The following is a 25,177-nucleotide window of genomic DNA, read 5'->3' as shown; positions in this document are numbered from 1 at the left end:
GCGGCCTGCATCTGCCTCGCCGCCTCTCTGGTCCAGGCCGCAACCGGCCAGCCGCCGGCCAGACTCTTCAAGTCCACCGCCGATCACGGCAAGTTCACCGCCTTGCAGCAGGACTTCAAGTCCGGCCCGGAGGTTACCAAGGCCTGCCTGAGTTGCCACACCGAAGCTTCCAGGCAGATTCATACCACGCAGCACTGGAAGTGGGAATACCGTAACCCGTCGACCGGACAGCTGCTGGGCAAGAAGCATCTGATCAACAATTTCTGCACTTCAGCTTCCAGCAACATGGGCGGCTGCGCTTCCTGCCACATCGGCTATGGCTGGAAGGACGACAGTTTCGACTTTTCCTCGGAGGAAAACGTCGACTGCCTGGTGTGCCATGACACCACCGGCAAGTACCGCAAACCGGGCGGCTTCGCCGGAAACGTGGTCACCAAGGACACCGAATATCCGCCTGGCTCCGGCAAGATCATTCGCGGAATCGACCTCAAGCAGATTGCGCAACACGTCGGCAGCAGCCGTCGCGCAAACTGCGGCGCATGCCATTTCAGCGGCGGCGGTGGGGATGGCGTGAAGCACGGTGACCTCGACAGCTCGCTGGAAGCCCCGGACAAGGTCCTCGATGTGCACATGGACACCAAGGGCAACAACTTCACTTGCACCACATGCCACAAGACCGAGGGGCACCAGGTTCCGGGCAGCCGATATGCGCCGACGGCGATGGAAAACGGCGACCAACCGATACGCGGCACGGCGGGCAATGCCAATCCCACCACATGCCGTTCCTGCCACACGTCCACGCCGCACAAGAAAACGGCGAAGCTGAACGATCATACCGACAAGATCGCCTGCCAGACCTGCCACATCCCGTCCTACGCCCGCGGCGGCGTTCCCACCAAGCTGTCCTGGGATTGGTCCACCGCCGGCAAGCGCGGTCCCGACGGCAAACCGCTCGTCGTCAGGAACGATGACGGCTACGACATCTACATGGGCATCAAGGGCGATTTCGTGTGGGGCGAGAACGTCAAGCCGGAGTATGTCTGGTTCAACGGCACCGTGAACTACACGCTGCTCGGCGACAAGGTCGAGAAAAGCGCCGAACCGGTACAGATCAACAAGTTCGAGGGCAGCGCCAGCGACGGCAAGTCGATGATCTGGCCAGTCAAGATTTTCCGCGGCAAGCAGGCCTACGATCCCGTCAATAAAACTCTCGTCGTCACCCACCTGTCCGGCAACGACGACAGCGCGTACTGGACCAACCTCAACTGGGAAAAAGCGGTCGCCGCAGGCATGAAATCGGTCAACGCGCCGTTCTCGGGCAAGGTCGATTTCATCAGCACCGAAAGCACCTGGCCGATCACCCACATGGTCGCACCGAAGGAGAGGGCGCTGGATTGCGTCGAGTGCCATTCGTCCGGCGGGCGTCTTGAAAAAGTTTCCGGCATCTACATTCCTGGCCGCGCCAGCGATCACGCAGGCTGGCTCGACGGCGCCGGCTGGACGATTGCGGCATTGGCCCTGATGGGCGTGGTGCTCCACGGGCTCGGTCGCGTAATCGCCTTCTTCCGCAACAAATAACCAGGACAAACCATCATGGCACGCATCTATCTGTTCAAGCGATTCGAACGCTTCTGGCACTGGGCACAAGCGGCCCTCATCATCCTGATGCTCATCACCGGCTTTGAAGTTCATGGCGGGTATACGCTGATGGGTTGGCAACAAGCGGCGGGTCTGCACACCACGGCGGCCTGGGCCTTGATCGGGCTATGGCTGTTCGCGATTTTCTGGCATTTCACGACCGGGGAATGGCGGCAATACATCCCGACCACCGACAAGATCGGCGCGATGATGAAGTACTACGCCGTCGGGATATTCACCCGCGCGCCGCATCCCTTCCATGTGACGCAAGATCAAAAGCACAACCCGCTGCAACGGCTGGTCTACCTCAAAATCAAGCTGCTCATCCTTCCGCTGGTCTGGGCCAGCGGGCTGCTCTATCTCTTTTACAACGATCTCGGCCGATCGGGGAGCACTTTCCTGTCCGGGCTGTCGCTGGGTGCGATCGCGCTGACGCATACCGCGGCGGCTTTCATGATGCTCATCTTCCTGATTGCCCACCTCTATCTGGCCACGGCCGGCCACACGCCGCTGGCGCACATCAAGGCAATGATCACCGGCTGGAGCGACAGCGAAGCAGAACCAAGATCGCAAATGCTTGATTGACTATACAGGGAGAAGAAAATGAAAAAGGCCATGTCTGAACGCGTGCTCGCAGCATTGATCGCGAGCCTGGTATTTCCACCCTTTGCGGCGCATGCCGCCGATGCCGAACTGTTGAAGAAGATCGAAGCGCTGTCGAGCGAACTGGAACAATTGAAAAAGCAGGTCAAGCTGAACGAGGAAAAGACCGCCGAAGCACTGAAGAGCCAGCCCAAAACCGCTGACGCCGAAGCCATCGACGAACTCAAGAGCCAGATCAAGCGTGTCGAAGACAAGTCGGTCGCCACGTGGCTCACGATCGGCGGCGACTACCGTTTCCGCCTCGACTCGCTGAAGGGAGAAACGCGGACATTCACAGACGTGAACGCGACCTTTGCCAATGCCCAGCAACGCTTGCAAGCCGACTTCTTCAATAACCCGTCCACCATTGCAGGATCGTCCAGCTATTTCGGCGCTCCGGCTGCGGGTGGCATGTCCACTTCCGGCGCGCTCGGTGCCTTGATGGGGTTTTCGCAAGCGATGAGCGCGGTGAAGACCTACGATCAGGCCGCCGCCTTTGTCTCCAGTCCGCAGAACGCGGGCCTGATCCAGGGCCTGGCGGGATTCGCCGTGCAGGTTCCCGCTTACAAGCCGGAAAACACGACGCTCTACACCAATCGCTTCGGCCTCGACCTGAGTGCGAAGGCAACCCAGGACGTGAGTGTCAACGCACGGCTGGCGATGTACAAGGTGTTCGGCGCACAGGATGAAAGCGCGATCGTCAACGGTGGCACGGCCCCATACTTTGCGGACCGCGTCGGGGTATTCGACGGAACGCTCGGCCACATTCCGTCCACCAGTTATCTCAATGTCGATCGCGCTTACGGGACGTGGAGCAACATCGCCGAACAGGATATCTGGTTCTCGGTCGGCCGCCGTCCGTCCACCAACGGTTACCCCAGCAACCTGAAGCTGAATACAGCCGGGCCGGGCAAGGGCGGCACGCCGTCGCTGCTGGTCGATTACGCATTCGACGGCATGACGCTGGGCTGGGCGCCCGATATCGAAGCGCTGCCCGGCGCTTACGCCAAGCTCTGTTACGGGCGCGGATTTGAAAGCGGCTTCCGCTCAACGCCGGCGAACGCGATTTCCGACACCGACATGCTCGGCATCGCCGTCGTGCCGATCGACACCGACGCGCTGCGCGTCTGGCTGCAGTGGGATCGCGGCTTCAATATTTTCGATGCGCCGGTCATGCGCAATACCTACTTCGGCAACACCGCGCCGAAGGCGAATCTGGGCGACATCGACTGGTGGGGCGGCGGTGCGATGGGCAAGATCAAGAAGGTGGGCACGGGCGACCTCAATTGGTTTGCCGATGTCGCGACGAGCATCACCCATCCGAATCAGAACGTCTCCTCGCAGTTCGGATTCCAGGGCTTGCTGACCGGCGGCTTCTTCGCGCCGGAAGCAGCGCAGCGCAAGACCGGCTGGGCAGTTGCAGCCGGCGTCCGCTACGACCTGCCGTCAAGGACCAAGCTGGGCTTCGAGTTCAATCATGGCTCGAAAAACTGGATCACCTTTGCGCCTGCTGCCGATGACATGTGGACATCGAAGGTCGGCACGCGTGGCAATGTGTACGAAACCTACCTGATCCAGGAACTCGACCGCCGTCCGATTTCTTCCTTCTTCAGCAAGGCCTTCTTCCGCCTCGGCTTCCAGTATTACGACTTCGACTACACGGGCAGCAACAACTGGGTCGGCGCGCCGGTACGCATCTCGGATGTACGTGGTCAGATGATGACCACGACGCCGTTGGAGAAAGCCTACAACCTGTATGCAAGCTTCGAGGTGAAATTCTGAGTCAACTTCTTGTGAATACCATTAATTAATCGCGCTCGAAAGGAATCATCATGAAAACCGATTTCTCACGCATCGCTTTTGTCGCGTTGCTCGCCGGATCCAGTCTCGTCTTCACTCACAATGCATTTGCGCAATCGATCACCGTGGTCGGCCCCGTCAGCAAGATCAAGCTCGCCCCCGACGGCAAATCGGCCGTCGCCGTTCTCAAGGACAACAAGACCGGAGCGTCCGTCAGTATCGACATTAGCGACGATCTGACGCTCGACAAATTCAAGGACAAACGGATCGTGGAAGGTGACGAGATCCGCGCAAAATTCGAGAAGGAGGGCGCAAAGAACAACAGCAAGTCCTTCAAGAAGACGGCGGGATGCTGATTTGCTCCGCAGACATCAAACTAGTGTTTGCAATTTGCCGCCAATTTTGATTACATATATAACTTTAGAGCCGATGAAGATACTGACTTAATGGACACGAAATCCGGTCGGGAACAGATGAACGCCTTGTTCGAGGAGGTGTCGCATTACTTCTCCTTGCTATCCGAGCCGACGCGCCTGAAGATCCTGCACGCCTTGTGCAATGGTGAGCGGGCGGTCGGCGACATTGTGGTGCAAAGCGAATCGACTCAGGCGAACATCTCGCGGCAGCTCAATATGCTCTACCGCTACGGCATCCTGGCGCGGCGCAAGGAAGGGACGCAGGTCTATTATCGGATCAAGGACCAGAGCACGATCGACCTGTGCCGCGACGTATGCGGAAAGCTCGGAAAAGATCTCGAGGACAGGCGGCTGATGGACGACGGCACGATTGCGCAGTTCATGGCGTCCGGCGACAAGCGCTAGGCCGAACGATACTGTGCATTGTAGGGAAGTCCCGTCCTCGTATTTGCAGCTCCCCGATGCCCTGCAGGAACGTGACCGCTGACTAAACCGGCTTAGCCCGATTTATCGCGTCCGCTGTTCTTCTTGATAATCGCCAGTAATATCAGGCCGTAGGCCACGAGGCGAATTACATAATACAGCGGCATGTCTTCGTCTTTCGAGGCGCTCACGCCGAGCAGAACGCGGCTGATGGCCTCGAGGAAAAAGGCGAACGAAAAATAGAGAAAAAACCGATCCCCGCTACTTCGCCAGAAACGCAGGAAAAACAGGCTCGCAACCAGCGAACCCATCGCAATCGCGCCGACCAGCATGTTATTCATCGCTCGCTACTCCTCTTCCCATACCAGGCCGTAAAGCAAGGGCAGCAATGCGATGAGCGCACTCAGCAGCCTAAAGAGTGACAGATCGATCTGCGGCAAGAAGATCCTTTCCAGCACCAGCAGCATATTGTTGATGGCCAAGCCGGCAAAACACAGGCCGCTCCAGAGCAGAAGGCGAAAGCGCTGCCGGAGATAACTCCTCAGCAGCAGAAAGGCACAGGCCAGCGCAGTAAGCGCGCACAGGAAATAGATTACAGACGCCATGTGTCACGGGTCCTTTCGCCAAATGAACGCATCGGCAAAACGCTGTGCGTTCTTGCTGGTCTTCGAGTGGATCAGATGGGTAACCTCGACCAGATTCCGCGCGTAGATATCAGCCAGGCGGTCGATCATCTGAACCAGATCCTGGGATTGCGGCTGGTATCGATAGCAGGGCGAGGAGACTTCGTCCTTGCCAAGGATGCCGGCTGCGTGCAGTTCGGACAGCAGATCGCCGGCCGTTTTTTCACTCACATACAGTCGTTCCGCCAGCTGGCTGCTGTTCCAGTCGCGCGTTTTCTCCTTGCGCAGCAACAAGATCGCCTCAAGGTGTGGAACCGACGCAATGCTGACAAGGATGAAGCGCTTTACATCGTCGGGGATGTTTTCCCGATTCATCATTTCCTCTCAACGTCACCAGTGGTCCAGACGATGTCTGCCCCACTCTTGACATGCGATGCGCGCGGGCCGGTCCAGGCCAGCCGCACAGGTTGTCGATCGACATGCTTTGCCGCAGGGCGAAGCGGAGAATCCGGGATTGATCATAGCACGCGGTCTATCAACCGCCTGATGCATGGATGTACCGCAGCGCGATCGAGGAAAAATCATGCACGTGGGCAGGGGGGCCGCTGTTTCAAATGCGAACATACGCATCCCCCTAGCGAGTACTGTTTCCGCTTGCGAACGCGTCATCCTTTGCTTTCGGATGCAGGACGGAAATACGGTAAGGCGCCGAAGAAGGATCCGGCGCCGAGCGGTTTCCGACACTGGAAGCAGGAAGACTTGCCAGCCGCTGCAGAAAGGAACGATAGTTCGCGACATCATATCCAGCCCGCTCGAGCATATCGAGGGCGAGATGTTCGGTTGCTGAATCGATGTCGGATTCCAATGGCTGCATTGCAGTGCTGAACTCGGCGGAGGTAATGCTTGATTCCAGTGCATGCAGACGCTCGATGACACTTGTTATCTCGGGACGGCTGCCCGGCATCATTTCGTTGCGTGCTATTTCCCTGGCCAGCACATAGGCCAGTTCCGCATCGGACCGGACGAAGTCCAGCATGCCGCGCGTGACCAGCACACGCTGACCATCGGAAAAGCTGCCAGGTTCATCCGCATTGCCCAAATCGAGAACCATGCCGCAGGCCATCGTCAACGGAATGTCGAAGCCCATCCGCTGTCCGTCGCGCCGGACGCTCACATACAAGCTTTCGCGTCCCTCCATCTCCGAGCCGATGAGCTTGGCTGCAGCATGCTCGGCATCCGGCCCTTTCGGGATGGGTTCGATCTCCACTGCGAGCAGCACGTCGCCCTTGCGCACGCCTGCCAATTCTGCACCGCTGCCGGCCAGGACATGCATGACCTGGAGCTCATCGTTGAGCCCGAGCGCGGACTCGGCGAGGGAAATAAAATCAGATGAATACGAATACTTGTTTTTTGCGGTGAAGCCGAGGATGCGGCGCGCATGCTGCGGGCACAACTCGGTGTTATTGATCAATAAGGGCGAGGCGACGCGATAGATCCGGCCCTGTTGCTCAACCCAGGCACGCAAGCGCAGACCATCATCGACTTGCGGCGGTGCCTGCACGGCAAGCGGCGCTTGCGCAAGGACGGGTTCGGTGTTCTGAAGGCCATCGTCGGGCTGGGCGATCTTGGCCGGCGCCGACACAGCATGCGGTGCGGCAGCAACCGGCAAGGGAGCGACCGACGATTCACGGACGGGACTTGAGGCGCAGGAAGATAACAGGGTCACGGCCAATGTCAGTGCCAGACATTGCACGCTGCGTCCCCAAGGAAAGCCGCGCCCCTCACGTGCGCCGTGCGGATCGGGAGCTTGCGAATTCAATGCCATGAGAATGCGAGAAGGACCATGCGCGTCGATAGTCATTTTGCCTAGGGGACGCATTATGGCTTCAGAAGATTAGGTGAAACTTAAATAATGGCAGCACGCCTGGATCTTTCGGGCACCTGAAATTCATTCACGGAAATTTTCATGGCCGCATTTCCCCGAGCTTAAGGCCCGCCTAAGTGTCATGGGGCAATATTGCAGATACACATTGCGAACGACACTTGTCACTCCCTTTTACCCGTTCATTTTTTTTGGCAGGACATCGCGCATGTGATGGCCAGTTGTCCTGGCGATCCATCTTGCGCACTAGAATCAAGTTTAAAACTCATGCCCATGTCGTTGATTTGCCTGCATTTTGTCAATTTGTTATCCAGTACAGATGCCTTTGAGTCGGTGCATGGTCGAGGTTGGCGGAGAATAAGCAGCCTTTCGCTTTTGATTCTGTTTCTGACATTGCATCTTGTTTTTTCGGCGCAGTCGGCGTGGGCGAAAGAGGGCACAGGAACCGCACCGTCCGCACGGAAGCAAGCGACAAAAAAAGGCACAGCGGCAAAACGCAAAGTACACGTCAGCGCCAAAACCCTGCACCCCTCGCTGCGGCTTCCGGCCTCTCACGCGCGGAACCGGAATCCCGGGACCATAAAGAATGCCGTCGCCAGGCACAGCAGAGGCGCAACTGCCCACTCTTCGTCAGGCGCTCGTCGTCCTCACGCACGCCCGGCACTACATCCGACGGCCACGGCCGGTTTGCCTGAACTCGAGGATTCCCTCGATCTGCGATCACACTCGGCCCTCGTGTGGGACCCGGCCACTTCGGAAACCCTGTTCGAAAAAAATTCAAGCTCGGTACAGCCGATCGCATCGATCAGCAAGCTCATGACGGCGCTGGTCGTGGTGGAGGCGCACCAGGACATGAGCGAGGTGATCGAGGTCACCGCGGATGACATAGATAGAATCAAGCACACTTCCTCGCGCTTGCGCATCGGCTCGCAATTGACGCGGGCCGATATGCTGCACATTGCGCTCATGAGCTCCGAAAACCGGGCCGCATCGGCATTGGGCCGGAATTACCCGGGAGGTTTGACCGCTTTCGTCGCCGCGATGAATGCCAAAGCCAAGGCCCTCGGGATGAACGACACGCATTACGTCGAGCCGACCGGCTTGTCGAGTGAGAACGTCTCCAGCGCGCGCGACCTGGCGAAACTGGTGGTCGCCGCACAAGCGCACCCCATCATTCGCGAATACTCCACCAACCGGGAATACGAGGTCGATCCGGGCGGCCCGTCGCTGCAATACAGGAATTCCAACCATCTGATCGCCAATCCGGGCTGGAACATCATTCTGCAAAAAACCGGCTACATCTCCGAAGCGGGACGCTGCCTGGTCATGCAAACCATGATCAAGGGGCGGTCGATCGTGATGGTTTTCCTCGACGCGAAGGGCAAATTCGCTCGCGCGGCCGATGCCGGCCGCGTGCGGCAGTGGCTGGAAGCGGCCAAGGCTCCGGAAATGTGAGGCGCAGCGACAACGCTCAATCGAGCGCCGCGTGGACCTCGCTTGGTGCAGCCTTCTTGGCTGGTGCGCGCAGCAGCACGATCAAGGGCACGGCGGCCAGCGTGATCCACATCATCAGTCGAAAGTCCTGCAGATAGGCGAGGGTGGCAGCCTGGCGGGTCACTTCGCCGTTGATCGCGGCCAGGCCCTGTGGCGTGTTCAGGTTGTACGCGCCAGTCTCGACCGCCTGCCGCAGCGCAAGGTTGAAGGGATTGATGTAGTCGGCCAGCGCAGCATGGTTGGCCTGCAGGTTTTGCGACAGCTTGGTGATGACCACCGAGATCCCGATACTGCTGCCGATATTGCGCAGCAGGCTGAACAGCGCGGTGCCCTCGTTACGATAGCGCGGCGCCAGTGTGGCGAAGGTGATCGTCGACAGGGGCACGAAGATGAAGCCCAGTCCCAGCCCTTGTATGACGCCGGTGCGCACCACATCCCAGCTGCCGATATCGGTATTGAAATGCGTCATCTCCCATAGGGAAAGACTGGTGAGCATGAGCCCCAGGAAGATCTGGTAGCGCCCATCGACCTTGCCGGAGAGTTTTCCGACCACCATCATTGCGACCATCGTCCCTATGCCGCGCGGTGCGAGCACATAGCCGACATCGATCACCGGATATCCCATCAGATTCTGCAGGAAGGGCGGCAACAGCGCCATCGTCGCAAGCAGGATGATGCCGACGATGAAGATGAACAGCAGTCCGACCGCGAAGTTGCGATCCTTGAACAGCCCCGGCTCGATGAACGGGTGTTCATCCGTGAAAATATGGGCAACGAAAAGATAGAAACACAGCCCTGCGAGCATGGCTTCGATCATCACTTCCGCGCTGGCGAACCAGTCGAGCGATTCGCCGCGATCGAGCATCATTTGGAAGGCGCCGATACTGATGCTCAGCAGTGCGAATCCGAGCAGGTCGAAACGGCGCGTACGGTCCGTCTCGGTTTCCCGCACATAGGCGGCCAGCCCCAGCCATGCCAGCATGCCGAACGGCAGGTTGATGTAGAACACCCAGCGCCAGTTGTAGTATTCGGTGAGCCAGCCGCCGAGGGTTGGTCCGAGGATAGGGCCGACCATCACGCCCACGCCCCACAAAGCCATGGCCGAGCCGTGCTGTTCACGCGGATAGGTATCCAGCAATACCGACTGCGACAGCGGCACAAGGCTGGCACCGAACACGCCCTGCAGCAAGCGGAACAAGACAATCTGCGTCAGGCTTTGCGCCGCGCCGCACATCATCGAGGCCACCGTAAAGCCGACCACCGCCCACATGAATATCCGTTTGCGTCCAAAGCGCGCGGTCAGGAAACCAGTGAGCGGCATGAAGATGGCTGCCGCGACGATGTAGGAGGTCAGAACCCAGGAAATCTGGTCCTGGGTTGCGCTCATCGAGCCCTGCATGTGCGGCAAGGCCACGTTCGCAATCGTCGTGTCCAGCGCCTGCATGATCGTGGCCAGCATCACGGACAGGGTGATGAATCCGCGATGCGCGGTGTCAGGCCGGCCGGCCGGCATGGAGACAGCGCTCATGGTGCCGTCTTAAAGCGAAAAGCCGAACAGGCGCCGGCGATGGCCGGTGTCGATCTCCACCGAGGTGGACAGTCCCGCACGCAACTGCGGCAGGTTCGGTTTGTTATCCAGCGTGATGCGCAGTGGCACACGTTGCGCGATCTTGACCCAGTTGCCGGTCGCGTTTTGCGCCGGGATGACGGAAAACTCCGCGCCGGTGGCCGGACTCAGGCTTTCGACCACGCCGTTCCATTCGGCGTCCGGATAGGTGTCGACACGAATGCTCACGTGCTGACCCGGGACGACGTTGGTCAGGTCGGTTTCGGTGAAATTGGCCTCGATCCAGAGATTGCCGCTTGCCACCAGGGCCATGGCCGTGCTGCCCGCCGCCACGTATTGGCCGGGTTTGGGCGGTTTGCTGACTATGCCAGGCAAGGGCGCGCGCACCTCAACGCGGGCGAGGTCGAGCCGAGCCTGCTGCAGTTCTGCTTGCGCGGCGAGATAGCTTGGATGCTGCTCGACCGGCATGTCGACGCTGCCGCCGAGAGCCTCGGCGATGCGCTTCAGATCCTGTTCCAGCGCCGTGACTTGCTGCGCCGCCAGGTCGGTGCCTTGTTTGGCTTCATCAAGTTTGGCCGGCGATATGAAGTTCTTTGCCGCGAGATCGGCCTGCCTGCGTTGTTCCTTCATCGCGAACGCATATTTGGTGCGCGCCAGTGCGATTTCAGCCTGTTTCCCGCGATAGCTGGCCTTCAACGCGGCCAGGTCGGTGCGCACCTGCGCCAGTTTGGCTTCGTCTTTGGCGACGGTCACCTGGAATGATGAGGGATCGAGACGGAACAGCGGTTGTCCGGCGGTCACGCTTTGGTTCTCCTGCACCAGCACTTCCTTGATCGCGCCCGATACCTCGGAACTGACCGGCACCTTGTCGGCCTTCACATAGGCATTATCGGTTTCGACATAACGGCCGCCTTTCATGTACAGGGCGAACACCACCAGCATCGCGATCAGCGGCAGCACCACCAGCAGAAGTATTCGTTTCATGCGCGGATTACGCCGGCGGACGGCGACCTGCGGCTGAGCTTCGTCGGTATTCGTTTGCGTCATTGTGCAAGTTCTCCGGAAGCGAGGCATTGCGGTGCAAGCAGATTGCTGCGCATTCTGTTCAGGGCGGCGAGCACGATAGAAACTTGCTGCGGCTCGATTCCGTTCAGAACGTCGGCGCGTATCTCGCCGACAACCTGCCTGATTGCCGCAAGCCTTGGCTCTGCCGCTGCCGTGAGATACAAGCGATAGGCGCGACGATCGGCCGGGTCCACGCGCCGTTCCACCAGGCCTTCGGCATGCAGGTGGTCGATCAGGCGCGCCAGCGTGATCGGCTGCACTTCCAGCAATCCAGCCAGTTCAACCTGGCGGATGCCTTCGTTCCGCTCCAGATAGAGCAGAGCCCTTGATTGGGCAAGCGTGATGCAGCTTCCCTCTGTGCGTTGCTCGAAAGCATGACGCATGAGGCGTGCGAGATCGGCGATCAAGAAGCCGATACTTTCCTTGTGCAGTTCCATCGAATAGTTCAAATAATAGTAAGCAATGCTTATTATAAGCGAACCTTTGCTTGCCCTCAATCAGACCGCCTGGACCGAAATCCACGAGATGCCTGCTTTACTCAGGTCAAGCAAACAGGAGGGTATTTGTGCAGAACCGCGAAAAGCTTGTATCGTAGAGAAAGGCGGGAGGAGCTGATCAAACCCCGGCGCACCAGCCCATGTCGTATTTGAAACTCGTCGGCTAACAGTGGGATTACATACAGGCGTGCGCGCTATGCATGATTCATGCACCTTACCCCGGGCCCGTGATGTAAACGTCCGTCTTCTTCCACGGCTCCTGGCCGCACTGGTTCTTGCGACATCGCTTGCCGGCTGCATGAATCTGCCGCCGCTGGAGAATCGCAGCGTTTCCACTGCCATTACCGATACGGCGCGGACGACGCTCGGCAGGGCGGTGGTGCCGCTCGTGTCACTGCATCCCGCCAAGTCTGGCATCTACGCTTTGCGGGATGCACGCAGTGCATTCGATGCCCGTGTCGTGCTGGCACAATCCGCCGAGCGGACACTGGATGTCCAGTACTACATCTGGCGCAACGACATGACCGGTGGCTTGTTGTTCAAAGAATTGCGCAAGGCCGCCGATCGCGGCGTGCGCGTCCGGCTTCTGCTCGACGATAACAACACGTCCGGACTTGATCCAGTGCTCGCCGCGCTGGATGCGCATCCGAATATCGAAGTGCGCCTGTTCAACCCGTTTGCCATGCGTTCATGGCGCTGGCTCGGGTATCTGATCGATTTCTCTCGCCTGAACCGCCGCATGCACAGCAAGTCGTTCACCGCGGATAACCAGGTGACCATCATCGGCGGGCGCAATATCGGCGACGCCTATTTCGGCGCTACCAACGATGTGTTGTTTGCCGACCTCGACGTAATGGCGATCGGTCCGGTCGTCGCCGGAGTCTCGGCGGAATTCGATCGCTACTGGGCCAGCAATTCATCGTATCCCGTCCAGGGACTGCTGACGCCCGTCACCGACGTGCAGTCCGCGCAACTCCGGCTGGCCGCAACGGCAATGGAAAACAGCCCACCGGCCGAGGCATATATCCGCGCGGTAAAGGAATCCTCATTCGAACGTGAGCTGCTGCAAGGCGCGCTGTCCTTCGAGTGGGCAACAACGCAGATCGTCAGCGACAACCCCGATAAAGGGCTCGGGAAAGCCACGCCGGAAGGGCAGTTCACCGACAAGCTGAAACGGGCGATCGGGGAACCGAAACACGAAGTCGATCTGGTCTCCCCCTATTTTGTGCCGACTGCCGGCGTGGTGGATTCGCTGGCAGGCATGGTGCGGCGTGGCGTGAAAATCAACGTGCTGACCAATGCGTTCGAAGCGACCGACGTCGCGGTTGTGCATGCCGGCTATGCCAAGCGGCGCAAGGCGCTTCTCTCGGCCGGCATCACGCTCTACGAATTGAAGCGACTGGCACAGATGCCCGCGACACGAAGACGCGGCAGCAGCCTGGGGGGCAGCACTTCCGGATCCAGCCTGCATGCGAAGACATTTGCCGTTGACCGCGAGCGAGTTTTCATCGGCTCCTTCAATTTCGATCCGAGATCCGCCAAGCTGAATACGGAACTGGGATTTGTCATCGAAAGTCCGGCGCTGGCGCGGCAGATTGACGACGCGTTCAAGACCCGCGTACCGTTCAATGCTTACGAAGCCAGGCTCTCGGAGGACGGCACGGTCTATTGGCTGGAGCGCAAGGAGGGCGCCTTGATCCGGCATGATTTCGAGCCCGGCACCGGCATTTGGCAGCGCTTCGGCTTGTTTCTGATGTCGCTCTTGCCGATTGAATGGCTCTTGTGAAAGTCACATCTTTTATGCATAAAGTTTCTCGTGAGTAAAGTAGAATATCGATTCACTCCATGACTCTGCTACTTACGCGTGTTGTTTAGTCCCGATTTTCAAGCTGCCTGCGGAAAATGAGAGCAGGTTCCAGCTCATCCATCCGTACGCAACTCGCCTTGCTCGTCATGGCTTGCGTGGTACCCGCCGCAGCGATGGCGGCATTCCTGATCTTTTACGACTATCAGCGTGCCCGCGATCAACTCATCACCAATTCCGTCGCGACTGTCCATGCCATGGCATCCGTGGTGGACAGCGATTTGTCCAGCATCACCGCTTCCTTGAGATCCCTGGGTACGTCGCCGTATCTGAAATCGAACGATCTCGCGGCTTTTTATGCCCAGGCCAAGGATGTGCTCAAAAGCCAGCAGGGCGACAACATCGTGCTTGGCAACATGATCGGCACGCAATATATCAACACCCTTCGCCCATTCGGAACGCCACTTCCGCAGGGGACGCGGCTAGGCCTGTGGACCACGATGCAGAAGACCCGCGAACCGATGATTTCCATGTTATTCGTCGGGCCGATTTTCCGTCGCCCTGCAATCGCGATTGGCGTTCCGGTTGCGTGCAACGGCATGGAGATGTGCAGCCTGAGCGCGGGCATGTTTGCGGATCGCTTTATCAGGCATCTGCAAGCCCAAAGCCTGCCTCCGGAGTGGGTCGGCGTCATTTTCGACCGCAACGGGGCCATCGTCGCACGCACCCGTGACCATGCCCGATTCGTCGGCAGGATGGCTTCGGAAGACTTGATTACGCGAAGCGCGGCGTCCAGGGAGGGCGCTTTCGAACGACGAACGGTCGACGGCATCGCTGCGGTGACTGTTTTCAGCCGTTCCGCCATTTCCGGTTGGACCGTCGCCATTGATATACCGTCGACGACATTGACTCAGGCACTGTGGCGAAGCTTGTCACGGCTCATTCTTGCGACAACGCTGCTATTGGCCAGTAGCCTTGCCGGCGCCTGGTGGGCGGGCGGACGAATTGCACGATCGATCCGAGGTTTGACCCGTCCGGCGCTCGCACTTGGGTCCGGCAGGCCCGTGATCGTTCCGCCGCTCCATTTGAAAGAGGCGGATGAAGTCGGCGCGTCATTGATGAAAGCATCCGAGATGCTGCTCCAGGCGCAGCACGAGGCGCGGCATGACGTGCTTACCGGTCTTTCAAATCGGGCGTTGTTTGGTGAAATCGTCGACCAGCAACTGGCGCTGTGCCAAAGAAACGCCGCTTGCCTGTCCATTCTTTATATCGATCTCGACGGATTCAAAAGCATCAACGATCAATACGGCCACGCGGTCGGCGACAAACTGCTGTGCGTCGTCGCCGACCGGATCAAAGCCGGGATCCGGGACTCCGATCTCGCCGCACGCCTGGGTGGTGACGAGTTTGCGGTCCTATTGATTGGTGCAACGACGGACTCCGCGGCAGCAGTGGCCAGAAAGCTGGTCGACAGCCTTTCCGTTCCCTACGTGATGGAAGACCTTACGGTCGGCATTTCAGCCAGCATCGGCGTGGCTGGATATCCGGACGCCGGATCGAGCAGCAAAACGCTTTTCCACTGTGCCGACGATGCGATGTATGAAGCCAAGGCCATGGGCAAGTGCTGTGTCGTCGTGTCGAAACGCATCGACAAGTAACAGACCGGATGTCACGAGCTGTACCGTGACGCATCGGCGAGCTTGCCGCTTGCGAACATGTAGCCGATGCTTGACATGCGGGTTAGAGATTCAGGACTCCACCTTCGTCCCCTTGGGAACCGTGAGCATGATCGATATGATGGCCATCACGACCATCAGTACATTGAAGCCCAGCGCAATGATGGCCGCCTTCCGGACGGCCAGGTTGTCTTGGCGCCCAACAAAGGTGATCACGCCATCAAGCCAGTTCGCGCTCGCGCTGCTGCCGCTGAGCGCAGTGAAGATCGCAGCGGAAATCGCCACGCCGAAGGCGGCGCCAAGCGACGACGCCATCTTGTAGATGCCCGAACCCGACCCCGTCTGTGCCGCCGGCAAGTTCGATAGCGCCGCATCGGTCGAGGGAGTGGCATAGAACGCCAGACCGACACCGAACAGCGTGTAGCCGGCGCTCGCGAGGATCTTGTAATCCGATAGCAGCAAGTTGGCGGGCGACACCATCAGGATCGCGAGCGCCGTGATCAGGCAGCCCCAGATCATCGGCTTGCGCGGGCCGAAGCGCTGCAGCAGTTTCTCACCCACGCGGATGAAGGCGATGATGGCAATCGCGTAACCCAGCGTCAGAAAGCCGGCCTGTTGGGCGTTCATGTTGCCGCCGAGTTGCACCAGTTGCAGCGACACGATCAGCGTGCCGGCGGTACCGTTGATCAGGAAGTTGGAAATCGTCGCGCCGGTGTAGGTCGTATTCTTGAACAAACTGAAGTCGAAAAAGGCATTGGGCGTCTTGTCTTCGATGCGGAAAAACAGCCAGCCGAACGCCACCGTTGCCACCATCAGGCCCAGGCCAACCGGGCTCGACCAACCGAGCTTGTTGCCCTGTGTTACCAGTACCTGCAGTGCCACCATGGCGACCATGAAGGCAAGCACGCCAGACAGGTCGAACTTGTACTCGCCCTTGATTTCTGCCTTGCTCTCGGGGGCGCCGCGCATCATCCACAAGCCGGCCACACTCACCGCGATGGCCATCCAGAAGATCGAGCGCCAGCCAAAGTGCTGCGACATCAGGCCTCCGACCAGTGAACACAGACCGGAACCGCCCCAGGAACCGATCGACCACATGCTGATGGCACGCTGGCGTTCGGGGCCGTCCCAAAAAGCCTTCACTAATGCCAGACTGGCCGGCATGATGCAGGCAGCCGACAAGCCTTGCAGTGCACGGCCGAGCAGCATGACCGGCGCCGCCAACTTTCCGTACGGCGTGATGGCTACCAGCAGCGCCCCGCCGATGCTCAAATAAAAACCAAAGCGAGTGATCTTCAGCCGGCCGACTCGGTCGGCCAAGCCGCCCATCACCACGATGAAAATACCGGAAAATAGCGAGGTGATGGCCACCGCGACGTTCATCGTGCTCGCATCCATGCCGAGGTCACGGCTCATGTCGGGCGCAATATTGAGAGTCGTCTGGGCAAACAGCCAGAACGCGATGACACCCATGATGATGCCGAAAAGCAGCCGATCATTACCCTTGTACGGTGCCTTTGATTGAACAACGGTATTCATACTGTTCTCCATTTGTCAGTGCCGATTGAATATTGATCGGTATAGAGCCCGCTACACCGGCAACCAGTTCGACATATTCATCGCTCGCTCACTTTTGTCGTAATGGGAAGAAAGCAACATGCGAATAGGAAGACCATGGCGTTCGGGACCAAACAATTCGATACAAAAAAATCATATGCGGCCCATATGAATGGTGCCGCGCGACCGGCATATACGAGAAGGCCTCATGCAAGCACCATGTCCGCTATGCTTGTATGCTGACCTCACGTAATGAGAGAACCATGATGAGATATTTCTGCGGCAACTGGTGTATTCGGGGAGGCGAACAAATCGATAAAGATTGGATTACCGGAGATAACATGGCCCACGACGCTGATCGTCTACAAGCTTATAAGCGCCCATCGTTATTCACTACCCTGGACTACAAAATAAAGCGCCTGACGGATGGTTGCCTCTATACGGCAATCATGGGCAGCTTGACTCTAATCAGCACCTTGGATTGGTTAATCCCTCCTACTTTTTCCCTTGCGTTGCTGTACCTCATTCCGGTTGGTATCGCCAGCTGGACAAAGGGTGCGCGTGCGGGCATCTTGATAAGCCTGATTGCCGTCTTTCCCTTGCTGGCGGGAATCGGACATATCGAATTCGCGGCAAGCATCGTGCAACTGGTTTGGGATGGCGGTCTGTTTTTTAGTTTCATGGCTATCGTCGCATTCCTGCTCGATGCGGTGCATCAGGAACTTCAACATACGCAGGAAGCCTATCAAGATTGCGAAGCCGACAGACAGCGTGCCGAGTTCATCTCTCGTCACGATGCGCTGACCGGATTGCCTAATCGCAGCTCGTTTCATTCCGCTCTTAATCGCGCTATCGAAACCGCTCGTCATACTGAGCAGTCCTTTCAGGTACTGTTCGTTGACATCGACCACTTCAAGCACGTCAACGATTCCCTTGGACATTACGTCGGCGATCTGTTTTTAAAAGGTATTGCCAAGACGCTGGAATCTTGCATTGATCCGGAACAGGATATTTTGGCTCGCTTGAGCGGCGATGAATTCGGCATCATTTCCTTTCGCCCGGCGCAGGCAGGCGAATTGGCGCAGGAACTGATCGAAACGATGTCCGATCCGATCCGGATTGAAGAGCAAAGTATCGCCGCTTCCGTCAGTATCGGCGTGGCGACGTACCCCAAGGATGGGTCCACGCCCGCCCAGTTGCTGGTGAGCGCGGACTTGGCCATGTATTTTGCCAAACAAAGCGGCAGGGAAACTTTCCGGGTTTATCAGAAATCCCTGGAAATCCAGGCCAAGAGGCGCAACGTGATCCACCGCCTGCTGTCGGATGCTCTTGCGCAAGACAGACTGGAACTACATTATCAGCCGATTTTTCAGCTCGGTGCAGCCCGCATATGCGCGGTCGAAACCTTGCTGCGCCTGCCAAATGCCGGCATCGCGCTGCTGACCACGGAAGAAATGATAGGCGTTGCCGAAGAAACCAGCCTGATCTTCAATGTCGAAACATGGGTACTGCGCGCCGCCTGCCATCAGGCCAAGGTGTGGCATGCGTCCCATTTGCCGTTACCTATTGCCGTCAATATTTCTTCCATCCACTTGAAGGATCCGGGCTTCCTGACGCTGGTCGAGCAAATTTTGCAGGAAACCGGACTTGATCCCGCCTACCTCGAACTGGAAATCACCGAACGCGCCGTCATGGAAAGCAACGAGGAGAATCAGCGTATTCTCAAGGCGCTCAAGGACAAGGGCATCCGTATTACGGTAGACGACTTCGGCATCGGATTTTCCTCGCTTTCGTACTTGAAGAATTTTCCGGTTGATACCTTGAAGATCGATCAGTTTTTCATTAAAGGGCTACCCTTTGACATACAAGACAAGGCCATTACAGATGCGATCATTGCGCTGGCGCACGGCCTGAAACTGAATATTGTGGCCGAAGGAGTGGAAAACAAGCAGCAATTGGATTTCCTGGCCGCAGCCGGCTGCGACCAGTGCCAAGGATATTTCCTTTCTGTTCCGCTGACGGCAACGGCTATCACCGAAAAAATTCAGGGGGGAGAATGGAGCATCGACAATCACGCTCCGACCCATAACAGAATGGCGAGCTAATGTGTGTCCTCGATTGTCCGACGACATGCTGCAGCGTCTGCAAGGCATGACGCATGACGCATACGGTGAATGACGGGAGCATCCCGCAGTGTCGCAAGCTGCACTTCTTCACGTTAATTATCCTTCTGGGCGGTCGACGAATTGGTTTTCGGACCAGATTCTGTCGGCGAGCGAGGACCCGGCAGATTCCAGCTATGTCGGATCGCGAGCATCCGCATTCCGAAACAGAGAACTGCACCGGTGACCGCCACGATAGCCGACGGCAGTAGCAGGAGGTGTCCTGCCACCACCACGCCGGCACCTGCCAATGCCGCGGTCGCGTAGACGTCCGACCTCAATACTGTAGGAATCTCGTTCAGAAGCACATCGCGCACCATGCCGCCACCTATTCCGGTCATCATGCCGAGCACGGCTGCCATGCCGGGAGGCACGCCGAATGCGAGCGCCTTCTGGGTGCCGGAAACGGCGAACATCGCCAGTCCCATGGCGTCGAACACCAGCACTGAGCCGCGTAGCCGTTCAATGGCGGGATAGAAAAAAAAAGTCAGGATGCCGGCAAGGAGCGCCACCGCAAAATAACGCCAGTCAAGAATCGCCGCTGGCGGCACTGCGCCAATCAGGAGATCGCGGGTGATCCCCCCGGAATTGGCGGCGGCAAACGACAGCACCATGATCCCGAAGAAATCCAGCCGGCGCTTGACTCCGGCTAACGCACCGCTGAGCGCAAAGACGAAGGTGCCGACCAGATCGAGCGTCAGGACAAGCGTCTTGATAGTGGCGCCGATGTCCACGGCAAGAGCATTAACCATTTAGGATGCCGCTTCCGCTGGCCTGGCCAGCCAGGCCAGCGCGCCGACCACCATCGTTTCCACGCCCGTCTCCAGCGTCGGGTGCATCACCGGCGCGAAGAACGGGCTGTGGTTGCTCGGGATCTTGTTGACCTCGCCAGCGGCCTTGGCTTTCACGTACACGTCGGGATCGGTACCGCCAACGAACCAGAACACCGAGGGAATATGCCACTCGGCGCCGAACGACCCGAAATCCTCGCTGGCCGACGTCGGCCCGGTTTGCCGCACCCGATCGGCAGGAAAATGCTGGCGGAATGCGTCGGCCACATGCTGGCTCGCGCCCGCATCGTTGACGCCCAAAGGATAACTGTCCAGTACCGTAATCTCCGGCGGCTTGGGAGCGCCGGAGGCCGCGGACTCGGCGTTGACGATCCGCTCGATGGCGGCAAGCACGCGCTTGCGCACGCCGGCATCATAGCTGCGCACGTTCAGCTTGATGACCGCTTCGTCGGGTATCACGTTTTCCTTGGTGCCGGCCTGCAGCGCGCCGACGGTGACGACGGCGGCTTCGTTGGGCGAGAGCTCGCGCGAGACGATGGTTTGCAGCCGCATCACCGTCGCGGCAGCCATCACCACCGGGTCGATGCTCGCCTGCGGCATCGAGCCATGCGCGCCACGGCCGAACAGCCGGATCTGCAGGCTGTCGGCGGCGGAAGTGATCGTTCCGCTGCGCCCGCCGATATCGCCCGCCGCCCCGACCATGACGTGCTGGCCGAGCACCACATCGGGTTTGGGAAAGCGTGTAAAGAGCCCGTCATCGATCATGGCCCGGGCGCCTTCCGCCGTTTCTTCCGCCGGCTGGAAGACTGCCATCAGCGTTCCGCTCCACGCCTGGCGCGTCTGTGCCAGCAGCGTACTCGCGCCGGCCAGCCAGGTCACATGCATGTCATGACCGCAGGCATGCATGACGGGAACCGTCTTGCCGTCGCGATCCGTGGTTTTGACCTTGCTGGCATAAGGAAGGCCGGTCATTTCCTCGACCGGCAGCGCATCCATGTCGGCGCGCAGCATGACCGTCGGTCCGGCGCCGTTGCGTAGCAGGCCGACGACGCCGGTTTTTCCGACACCCGTCGTCACTTCATAGCCTGCCGCGCGCAATCGGTCTGCCGCCAGGCTCGCCGTGCGGGTTTCCTGCATCGACAATTCGGGATGCGCGTGTATATCGGTGTACAGCGCCTCCAGATTTGGCAGCAGGTTTTTCAGATTCACAAGAACTTGACCGGCGGAGCGCATCGATTGCATGTTCATGCCTTACCCTTTCCGGCTGCATGCATCTCGATGCTGCAGTCTCATGCATAGACAGGAGTGCTGCTGCGTTGCGGCAAGTACATTAGTTCGCCTCGCAGCAAGCCTTTTGCGAAGACAGGCATAGGCCGGTTTCGTTCCGCCGATAGGAATGGTCGGACCACGGCGATCAAGCTAAGGCTATTTCAGCAGCAAATTTAAAACGCTTTCATTTCCGAATAAGGACTTCAGACTTATACTGAAAAGTCTCCTTTTCGTCGGTGCCGGCGTCCTGCTGTCCTGCGACATCTGCAAATCGAGCAGGAACGCACTTGTATTGTGGATATTGCGCACGGTCCGCCACCTTCTTTCCGGGCAGGCCGGTGCCAGCGCGTCGAGGCCACGTTCGTGAAAGCAGGCGCAATGCAGGCGAAGTTTCTGCCGGAAGCGAGATTCAACACATGATGCGCATATCGTGAGCAGTGTCTCCACTTCGTCGGAAGCGTCGCAACCTCTATCGTCACTGCGCCCGTTTAAGCATCGCGCCTTTGCCGTGATATGGACAGCCACGCTGGTTTCCAATATCGGCATCTGGATGCAGAATGCTGCGGCTGACTGGCTGATGACGACACTCGATCCCGAACCGCAAATCGTTGCAATGGTGCAGGCAGCGGCGGCATTGCCGATGTTTCTGCTTGGCCTGCCGGCCGGAGCGTTCGCCGATATGTTCGATCGGCGGCGGCTTTTGCTGAGAATGGAAACGATCGGCACGCTGTTGACGGCTTGCTTTGCATTGCTGACGGCGCTTGGTCGGGCAACTCCGTTATCTTTGCTGGCTTTCCTTTTTCTGGCCGGCGCGGCGGCGGCGTCGATTGCTCCCGCATGGCAAGCTATCCTTCCACAACTGGTCGAGGGCAAGGACGACCTGGCGCCAGCGGTTTCGCTGGATAGTGTCGGCATCAATATCAGTCGCGCGATCGGGCCGGCCCTGGCAGGCTTGATCATCGGGAGCTGGGGGATGGCGGCACCGTTTTGGATCAATGCCTGCTGCAACCTTGGGGTTATCGCGGCACTGGCTTGGTGGCGCCCGGCGGAAATTGCCGAAAATGCCGTGCCGAAGGAACACTTTGGCAGCGCCATCATGGCTGGGCTGCGCCACGCGCGCTATAACCGGCCTTTGCGAGCCACTCTAGTACGTGCCGCTGGGTTTTTCCTGTTCGCCAGCGCGTACTGGGCCTTGCTGCCGCTGTTGGTGCGCAATCAGGTTGGTGGCGGCTCCGGCCTGTATGGGCTGTTGCTGGGTGCTATCGGCGCAGGTGCCGTCATTGGCACTACCTTCATGCCGCGCATTAAGGCACGGCTCGGTCCTGATCGGCTGGTGGGGCTGGGATCGGCGATTACCGCATTGGCACTGTTGCTGTTTGGACTGGCTTCGCATCCCGCCACCGCGTTTGGCGCGTGTGTGCTCGCCGGGTTGTCGTGGATTGCTGTCGTGGCGACACTCAACGTTTCGGCGCAAGTGGCGCTTCCCGCATGGGTACGCGGCCGCGGCCTTGCTGCTTACACCACGGTCATGTTCGGCTCCCTGACGCTTGGAAGCGCGTTATGGGGCAGGGCTGCCGCGATGATGGGCCTGCCCGCCGCGCATTCTCTGGCGGCTGTCGGGGCGATTGCCGCAATACCGTTGCTACGCCGTTGCAAACTCCAGACTGGCGCCCAGTTGGATCTGATGCCCTCCATGCACTGGCCTGAACCGGTTATCACCAATGAAGTTGACGATGAGCGAGGACCGGTATTGGTAACGATCGAATACCGTGTGAGGACGCAGGACCGTGAGGCATTTCTTGCCGCGATTCATCCGGTCGCATCCGAGCGCAGACGTGATGGCGCCTATCGATGGGGCGTGTTTGAGGACACCGCCATCGCAGGACGCTGGGTCGAGATGTTCCTGGTGGATTCCTGGGCTGAACATCTGCGTCAGCATGCGCGGGTAACGAATGCGGACTTGGCGATGGAACAGGCATTGCGCCGCTTTCAGGTGGATGGGCCACCGATCGTGACTCATTTTCTCGCGCCGTGAAAGACGCCCCTTGACTATTGCTCATGGTCGAAATGCAGCTATCTTCACAAATGCGCGTAGTCTGGGCCGGCATATTCTATGGCTGCCCCGGATCTACGAATGGAGTGGCAAAGACATTGGATACTTCCATCAAGGGGAAAATTCATGCCGTTATCAAGCTCGCCATGGAATCGCAGCAGATGACGCGCATTCTGGAAGAAGTCGCCGCGCCACAGCTTTCTTGTTTTTCGCAATGTCTTTCGGAGGAACCGGTTTGCGTTTTCCGAGAATGATCCCCGCGAATGGAACAAGGCCTGGGCCAGCCGGTCATATCGAGAAAGCTGTTTCGATCGCCGGATTTCCAGGAGTAGCTCATGAAAAAATCTGTTGAATCAATGCACAGTGCAGAGGATAGGCAGGAATTGCTGACCACGCCCACCGATCTGAAAGCTGCCGCCACCAGGGATATCGCAGCAATGATGAATGGCATCCTGGCCGATGTGTTCGCATTGTATCTGAAGACCAAAAACTTTCACTGGCACATGAGCGGGCCACATTTTCGCGACTACCACCTGCTGCTCGACGAACATGGCGACCAGCTGTTCGCCATGACTGACCCGATCGCCGAGCGCATGCGCAAGCTCGGCGCCTCCACGCTCAAGTCAATCGGCCATATAGCGCGTACGCAACGCATATCCGATAACGACGCCGCCTATGTCGGACCGGAGGAGATGCTGGCCGAACTGTGCGAGGACAACAAAACGCTCGCCTCGCGCCTGCGCGAAGCCCACAAGGTCTGCGACGAAGGACGCGACATCGCCACAGCCAGCCTGATCGAGGTCTGGATCGATGAAACCGAACGGCGTACCTGGTATCTGTTCGAGGCCAGCCGGCCCGCGGATTCGAGCGGACACTGATTCGAGAAGCGTGCTCATGTTCAAAATCCAGCGCTACGACACCGTCCTACTCGGCAGCGGCGTATCTGGAAAATATTGACATGGACCATGGCGAAAGCCGGCAGACGCGCCGCTGAATCGGCGGCGATCGCACGACACGCGATCGTCTTGTGCCGTATTGCATGTTCACCGACCCGGAGCTTGGGCCGGTCGGCCTGAACGCATCCGCAGCGCGGCGCGCCGGCATCACCTGTCGTGTCGCCAGGATTCCGATGGCGGTGGTACTGCGGACACGGACGATCTCCGCAACGGGCGGATACCTTGTCGCAATATCTGATTGACCGCATCCACGCGACAGCGAACATCGAAATTCTCACGCGCACCGAAGTGGTAGGGTTGCACAGCGACCGGGTTCTTGAAGCGATTACCGTGGCGAACCGGAGCACCAGAGCACCGGGAAAATGAGAACCGAGAAAGCGCGCTGGCTCTTCATCTGTACCAGGGATTTTTTCCGCCGGCGACGTTCGGCATGGTGCGATTAAACGGGTCGCATCCGCAGTGCGCGAGGGCGCGATGGCGGTGGCGCTGGTGCACCGCTTTTTGGCTGAGGATGATTGAACACGAATCGATTGGAGAATGGAATGGCAGTGGAATGTACCCATCTGGATCAGGTCCAGGTGCTGCAGACGGACAAGGATTATTGTGAGGAATGTGTGAAGACGGGCGACAGCTGGGTGCATTTGCGCATGTGCCTGATTTGCGGCCATGTCGGCTGCTGCGACTCGTCGCCGAACAGACATGCCAGCAAACACTATCATGCAAGCAGTCATCCTCTTGTACGTTCGCTGGAGCCCGGTGAATCATGGGTATGGTGTTACGCGGATGACGTCGTGGCGGGCGAGATCGAGGAATGAGCTGAAGTGCGGGCTTCATTTGACGCCGCACCGGATATTACGGTGAT

At 58.7% G+C, this 25,177-nt stretch carries 24 protein-coding genes; 14 read left to right on the top strand and 10 right to left on the bottom strand.

What is annotated here, in order from left to right; genetic code table 11:
* The 5 genes from VJ651_RS03730 to VJ651_RS03710 form a co-directional block, all read left to right on the top strand.
* Nucleotides 1-1,578, top strand: a 1,578-nt coding sequence (locus VJ651_RS03730; protein WP_324106138.1) for a tetrathionate reductase family octaheme c-type cytochrome, incomplete at its 5' end; no start/stop codon positions are given.
* 15 nt (nucleotides 1,579-1,593) lie between these two features.
* On the top strand, nucleotides 1,594-2,223 hold the full coding sequence (locus VJ651_RS03725; RefSeq protein ID WP_324106137.1) for a cytochrome b/b6 domain-containing protein: 630 nt from the start codon (nucleotides 1,594-1,596) through the stop codon (nucleotides 2,221-2,223).
* Nucleotides 2,224-2,241: 18 nt separating this feature from the next.
* Entirely contained in the window at nucleotides 2,242-4,062 is a 1,821-nt protein-coding gene (locus VJ651_RS03720; protein WP_324106136.1) for a DUF3373 domain-containing protein, read from the top strand.
* A gap of 50 nt (nucleotides 4,063-4,112) precedes the next feature.
* Nucleotides 4,113-4,436 (top strand): hypothetical protein, encoded by a 324-nt coding sequence (locus tag VJ651_RS03715; RefSeq protein ID WP_324106135.1) that lies wholly within the window; start codon nucleotides 4,113-4,115, stop codon nucleotides 4,434-4,436.
* Nucleotides 4,437-4,526: 90 nt separating this feature from the next.
* Nucleotides 4,527-4,901, top strand: a complete 375-nt coding sequence (locus VJ651_RS03710) for a metalloregulator ArsR/SmtB family transcription factor (protein WP_324106134.1) — start codon at nucleotides 4,527-4,529, stop codon at nucleotides 4,899-4,901.
* Between the two features lie 92 nt (nucleotides 4,902-4,993).
* On the opposite strand, the gene VJ651_RS03705 is transcribed toward VJ651_RS03710, so the two are convergent.
* From VJ651_RS03705 to VJ651_RS03690, 4 genes are all read right to left on the bottom strand, one after another.
* On the bottom strand, nucleotides 4,994-5,260 hold the full coding sequence (locus VJ651_RS03705; RefSeq protein WP_324106133.1) for a DUF5985 family protein: 267 nt from the start codon (nucleotides 5,258-5,260) through the stop codon (nucleotides 4,994-4,996).
* 6 nt (nucleotides 5,261-5,266) lie between these two features.
* Entirely contained in the window at nucleotides 5,267-5,524 is a 258-nt protein-coding gene (locus VJ651_RS03700; RefSeq protein WP_324106132.1) for a DUF5985 family protein, read from the bottom strand.
* Between the two features lie 3 nt (nucleotides 5,525-5,527).
* Nucleotides 5,528-5,920: a hypothetical protein gene (locus VJ651_RS03695; RefSeq protein WP_324106131.1), complete on the bottom strand. Its 393-nt coding sequence runs from the start codon at nucleotides 5,918-5,920 to the stop codon at nucleotides 5,528-5,530.
* Between the two features lie 256 nt (nucleotides 5,921-6,176).
* Nucleotides 6,177-7,367, bottom strand: a complete 1,191-nt coding sequence (locus VJ651_RS03690) for a peptidase M48 (protein ID WP_324106130.1) — start codon at nucleotides 7,365-7,367, stop codon at nucleotides 6,177-6,179.
* A 438-nt stretch (nucleotides 7,368-7,805) separates the two neighbouring features.
* Between VJ651_RS03690 and pbpG the strand changes: the two genes are divergently transcribed.
* A complete protein-coding gene (gene pbpG / locus VJ651_RS03685) occupies nucleotides 7,806-8,879 on the top strand; it encodes a D-alanyl-D-alanine endopeptidase (protein ID WP_414691305.1) in 1,074 nt (357 codons plus the stop codon).
* 16 nt (nucleotides 8,880-8,895) lie between these two features.
* Here the strand turns inward: pbpG and VJ651_RS03680 are convergent, their stop codons facing one another.
* From VJ651_RS03680 to VJ651_RS03670, 3 genes are read right to left on the bottom strand one after another with little or no spacing between them, the layout of a single operon-like run.
* Nucleotides 8,896-10,446 carry a DHA2 family efflux MFS transporter permease subunit gene (locus VJ651_RS03680; RefSeq protein ID WP_324106129.1) on the bottom strand — a complete coding sequence of 517 codons (1,551 nt, stop codon included), beginning with the start codon at nucleotides 10,444-10,446 and terminating at the stop codon, nucleotides 8,896-8,898.
* A gap of 9 nt (nucleotides 10,447-10,455) precedes the next feature.
* Nucleotides 10,456-11,469 (bottom strand): HlyD family secretion protein, encoded by a 1,014-nt coding sequence (locus VJ651_RS03675; RefSeq protein ID WP_324106128.1) that lies wholly within the window; start codon nucleotides 11,467-11,469, stop codon nucleotides 10,456-10,458.
* A gap of 59 nt (nucleotides 11,470-11,528) precedes the next feature.
* Nucleotides 11,529-11,987 (bottom strand): MarR family winged helix-turn-helix transcriptional regulator, encoded by a 459-nt coding sequence (locus VJ651_RS03670; protein ID WP_324106127.1) that lies wholly within the window; start codon nucleotides 11,985-11,987, stop codon nucleotides 11,529-11,531.
* Nucleotides 11,988-12,345: 358 nt separating this feature from the next.
* Between VJ651_RS03670 and VJ651_RS03665 the strand changes: the two genes are divergently transcribed.
* Nucleotides 12,346-13,833 (top strand): phospholipase D family protein, encoded by a 1,488-nt coding sequence (locus VJ651_RS03665; protein WP_324106126.1) that lies wholly within the window; start codon nucleotides 12,346-12,348, stop codon nucleotides 13,831-13,833.
* Between the two features lie 167 nt (nucleotides 13,834-14,000).
* On the top strand, nucleotides 14,001-15,509 hold the full coding sequence (locus tag VJ651_RS03660; protein WP_324106140.1) for a sensor domain-containing diguanylate cyclase: 1,509 nt from the start codon (nucleotides 14,001-14,003) through the stop codon (nucleotides 15,507-15,509).
* A gap of 90 nt (nucleotides 15,510-15,599) precedes the next feature.
* Here the strand turns inward: VJ651_RS03660 and VJ651_RS03655 are convergent, their stop codons facing one another.
* Complete coding sequence (locus VJ651_RS03655) at nucleotides 15,600-17,066, bottom strand: MFS transporter (RefSeq protein ID WP_324106125.1); 1,467 nt, start codon at nucleotides 17,064-17,066, stop codon at nucleotides 15,600-15,602.
* Between the two features lie 359 nt (nucleotides 17,067-17,425).
* Here VJ651_RS03655 and VJ651_RS03650 point away from each other — a divergent pair, with 359 nt between their 5' ends.
* Nucleotides 17,426-19,189 (top strand): putative bifunctional diguanylate cyclase/phosphodiesterase, encoded by a 1,764-nt coding sequence (locus tag VJ651_RS03650; protein WP_324106124.1) that lies wholly within the window; start codon nucleotides 17,426-17,428, stop codon nucleotides 19,187-19,189.
* A gap of 113 nt (nucleotides 19,190-19,302) precedes the next feature.
* Here the strand turns inward: VJ651_RS03650 and VJ651_RS03645 are convergent, their stop codons facing one another.
* Both VJ651_RS03645 and VJ651_RS03640 read right to left on the bottom strand, forming a co-directional pair.
* A complete protein-coding gene (locus tag VJ651_RS03645; RefSeq protein ID WP_324106123.1) occupies nucleotides 19,303-19,998 on the bottom strand; it encodes a trimeric intracellular cation channel family protein in 696 nt (231 codons plus the stop codon).
* Nucleotides 19,999-21,285 (bottom strand): M20 family metallopeptidase, encoded by a 1,287-nt coding sequence (locus tag VJ651_RS03640; RefSeq protein WP_324106122.1) that lies wholly within the window; start codon nucleotides 21,283-21,285, stop codon nucleotides 19,999-20,001. It abuts the gene before it with no gap.
* Between the two features lie 451 nt (nucleotides 21,286-21,736).
* Between VJ651_RS03640 and VJ651_RS03635 the strand changes: the two genes are divergently transcribed.
* The 5 genes from VJ651_RS03635 to VJ651_RS03615 all read left to right on the top strand — a co-directional run bounded on the left by VJ651_RS03635 (nucleotide 21,737) and on the right by VJ651_RS03615 (nucleotide 25,130).
* Nucleotides 21,737-23,341 (top strand): MFS transporter, encoded by a 1,605-nt coding sequence (locus VJ651_RS03635; RefSeq protein WP_324106121.1) that lies wholly within the window; start codon nucleotides 21,737-21,739, stop codon nucleotides 23,339-23,341.
* A 116-nt stretch (nucleotides 23,342-23,457) separates the two neighbouring features.
* Nucleotides 23,458-23,613, top strand: a complete 156-nt coding sequence (locus VJ651_RS03630) for a hypothetical protein (RefSeq protein ID WP_324106120.1) — start codon at nucleotides 23,458-23,460, stop codon at nucleotides 23,611-23,613.
* Between the two features lie 81 nt (nucleotides 23,614-23,694).
* Nucleotides 23,695-24,237, top strand: a complete 543-nt coding sequence (locus VJ651_RS03625; protein ID WP_324106119.1) for a DNA starvation/stationary phase protection protein — start codon at nucleotides 23,695-23,697, stop codon at nucleotides 24,235-24,237.
* 161 nt (nucleotides 24,238-24,398) lie between these two features.
* Entirely contained in the window at nucleotides 24,399-24,557 is a 159-nt protein-coding gene (locus VJ651_RS03620; protein WP_324106118.1) for a hypothetical protein, read from the top strand.
* Nucleotides 24,558-24,857: 300 nt separating this feature from the next.
* Nucleotides 24,858-25,130, top strand: coding sequence for a UBP-type zinc finger domain-containing protein (locus VJ651_RS03615; protein ID WP_324106117.1), 273 nt, complete (start codon nucleotides 24,858-24,860; stop codon nucleotides 25,128-25,130).
* Nucleotides 25,131-25,177: the final 47 nt, after the last annotated feature.

This window comes from Noviherbaspirillum sp., assembly GCF_035254865.1.
Taxonomy (GTDB): Bacteria; Pseudomonadota; Gammaproteobacteria; order Burkholderiales; family Burkholderiaceae_D; genus Noviherbaspirillum.
Note: the sequence above shows the minus strand (reverse complement) of the source record. Positions and strands in the feature narration are given on the sequence as shown.

Bases quoted from the DNA above. Each gene is read 5' to 3' on its own strand.
- VJ651_RS03620 (WP_324106118.1), top strand. From the start codon at position 24,399: ATGTTCACCGACCCGGAGCTTGGGCCGGTCGGCCTGAACGCATCCGCA.
- VJ651_RS03660 (WP_324106140.1), top strand. From the start codon at position 14,001: ATGGCTTGCGTGGTACCCGCCGCAGCGATGGCGGCATTCCTGATCTTT.
- VJ651_RS03725 (WP_324106137.1), top strand. From the start codon at position 1,594: ATGGCACGCATCTATCTGTTCAAGCGATTCGAACGCTTCTGGCACTGG.
- VJ651_RS03690 (WP_324106130.1), bottom strand. From the start codon at position 7,367: ATGGCATTGAATTCGCAAGCTCCCGATCCGCACGGCGCACGTGAGGGG.
- VJ651_RS03650 (WP_324106124.1), top strand. From the start codon at position 17,426: ATGGCCCACGACGCTGATCGTCTACAAGCTTATAAGCGCCCATCGTTA.
- VJ651_RS03710 (WP_324106134.1), top strand. From the start codon at position 4,527: ATGGACACGAAATCCGGTCGGGAACAGATGAACGCCTTGTTCGAGGAG.
- VJ651_RS03700 (WP_324106132.1), bottom strand. From the start codon at position 5,524: ATGGCGTCTGTAATCTATTTCCTGTGCGCGCTTACTGCGCTGGCCTGT.
- VJ651_RS03675 (WP_324106128.1), bottom strand. From the start codon at position 11,469: ATGAAACGAATACTTCTGCTGGTGGTGCTGCCGCTGATCGCGATGCTG.
- VJ651_RS03670 (WP_324106127.1), bottom strand. From the start codon at position 11,987: ATGGAACTGCACAAGGAAAGTATCGGCTTCTTGATCGCCGATCTCGCA.
- VJ651_RS03715 (WP_324106135.1), top strand. From the start codon at position 4,113: ATGAAAACCGATTTCTCACGCATCGCTTTTGTCGCGTTGCTCGCCGGA.
- VJ651_RS03665 (WP_324106126.1), top strand. From the start codon at position 12,346: ATGAATCTGCCGCCGCTGGAGAATCGCAGCGTTTCCACTGCCATTACC.
- VJ651_RS03625 (WP_324106119.1), top strand. From the start codon at position 23,695: ATGAAAAAATCTGTTGAATCAATGCACAGTGCAGAGGATAGGCAGGAA.
- VJ651_RS03720 (WP_324106136.1), top strand. From the start codon at position 2,242: ATGAAAAAGGCCATGTCTGAACGCGTGCTCGCAGCATTGATCGCGAGC.
- VJ651_RS03645 (WP_324106123.1), bottom strand. From the start codon at position 19,998: ATGGTTAATGCTCTTGCCGTGGACATCGGCGCCACTATCAAGACGCTT.
- VJ651_RS03705 (WP_324106133.1), bottom strand. From the start codon at position 5,260: ATGAATAACATGCTGGTCGGCGCGATTGCGATGGGTTCGCTGGTTGCG.
- VJ651_RS03615 (WP_324106117.1), top strand. From the start codon at position 24,858: ATGGCAGTGGAATGTACCCATCTGGATCAGGTCCAGGTGCTGCAGACG.
- VJ651_RS03640 (WP_324106122.1), bottom strand. From the start codon at position 21,285: ATGAACATGCAATCGATGCGCTCCGCCGGTCAAGTTCTTGTGAATCTG.
- VJ651_RS03695 (WP_324106131.1), bottom strand. From the start codon at position 5,920: ATGATGAATCGGGAAAACATCCCCGACGATGTAAAGCGCTTCATCCTT.
- VJ651_RS03680 (WP_324106129.1), bottom strand. From the start codon at position 10,446: ATGAGCGCTGTCTCCATGCCGGCCGGCCGGCCTGACACCGCGCATCGC.
- VJ651_RS03655 (WP_324106125.1), bottom strand. From the start codon at position 17,066: ATGAATACCGTTGTTCAATCAAAGGCACCGTACAAGGGTAATGATCGG.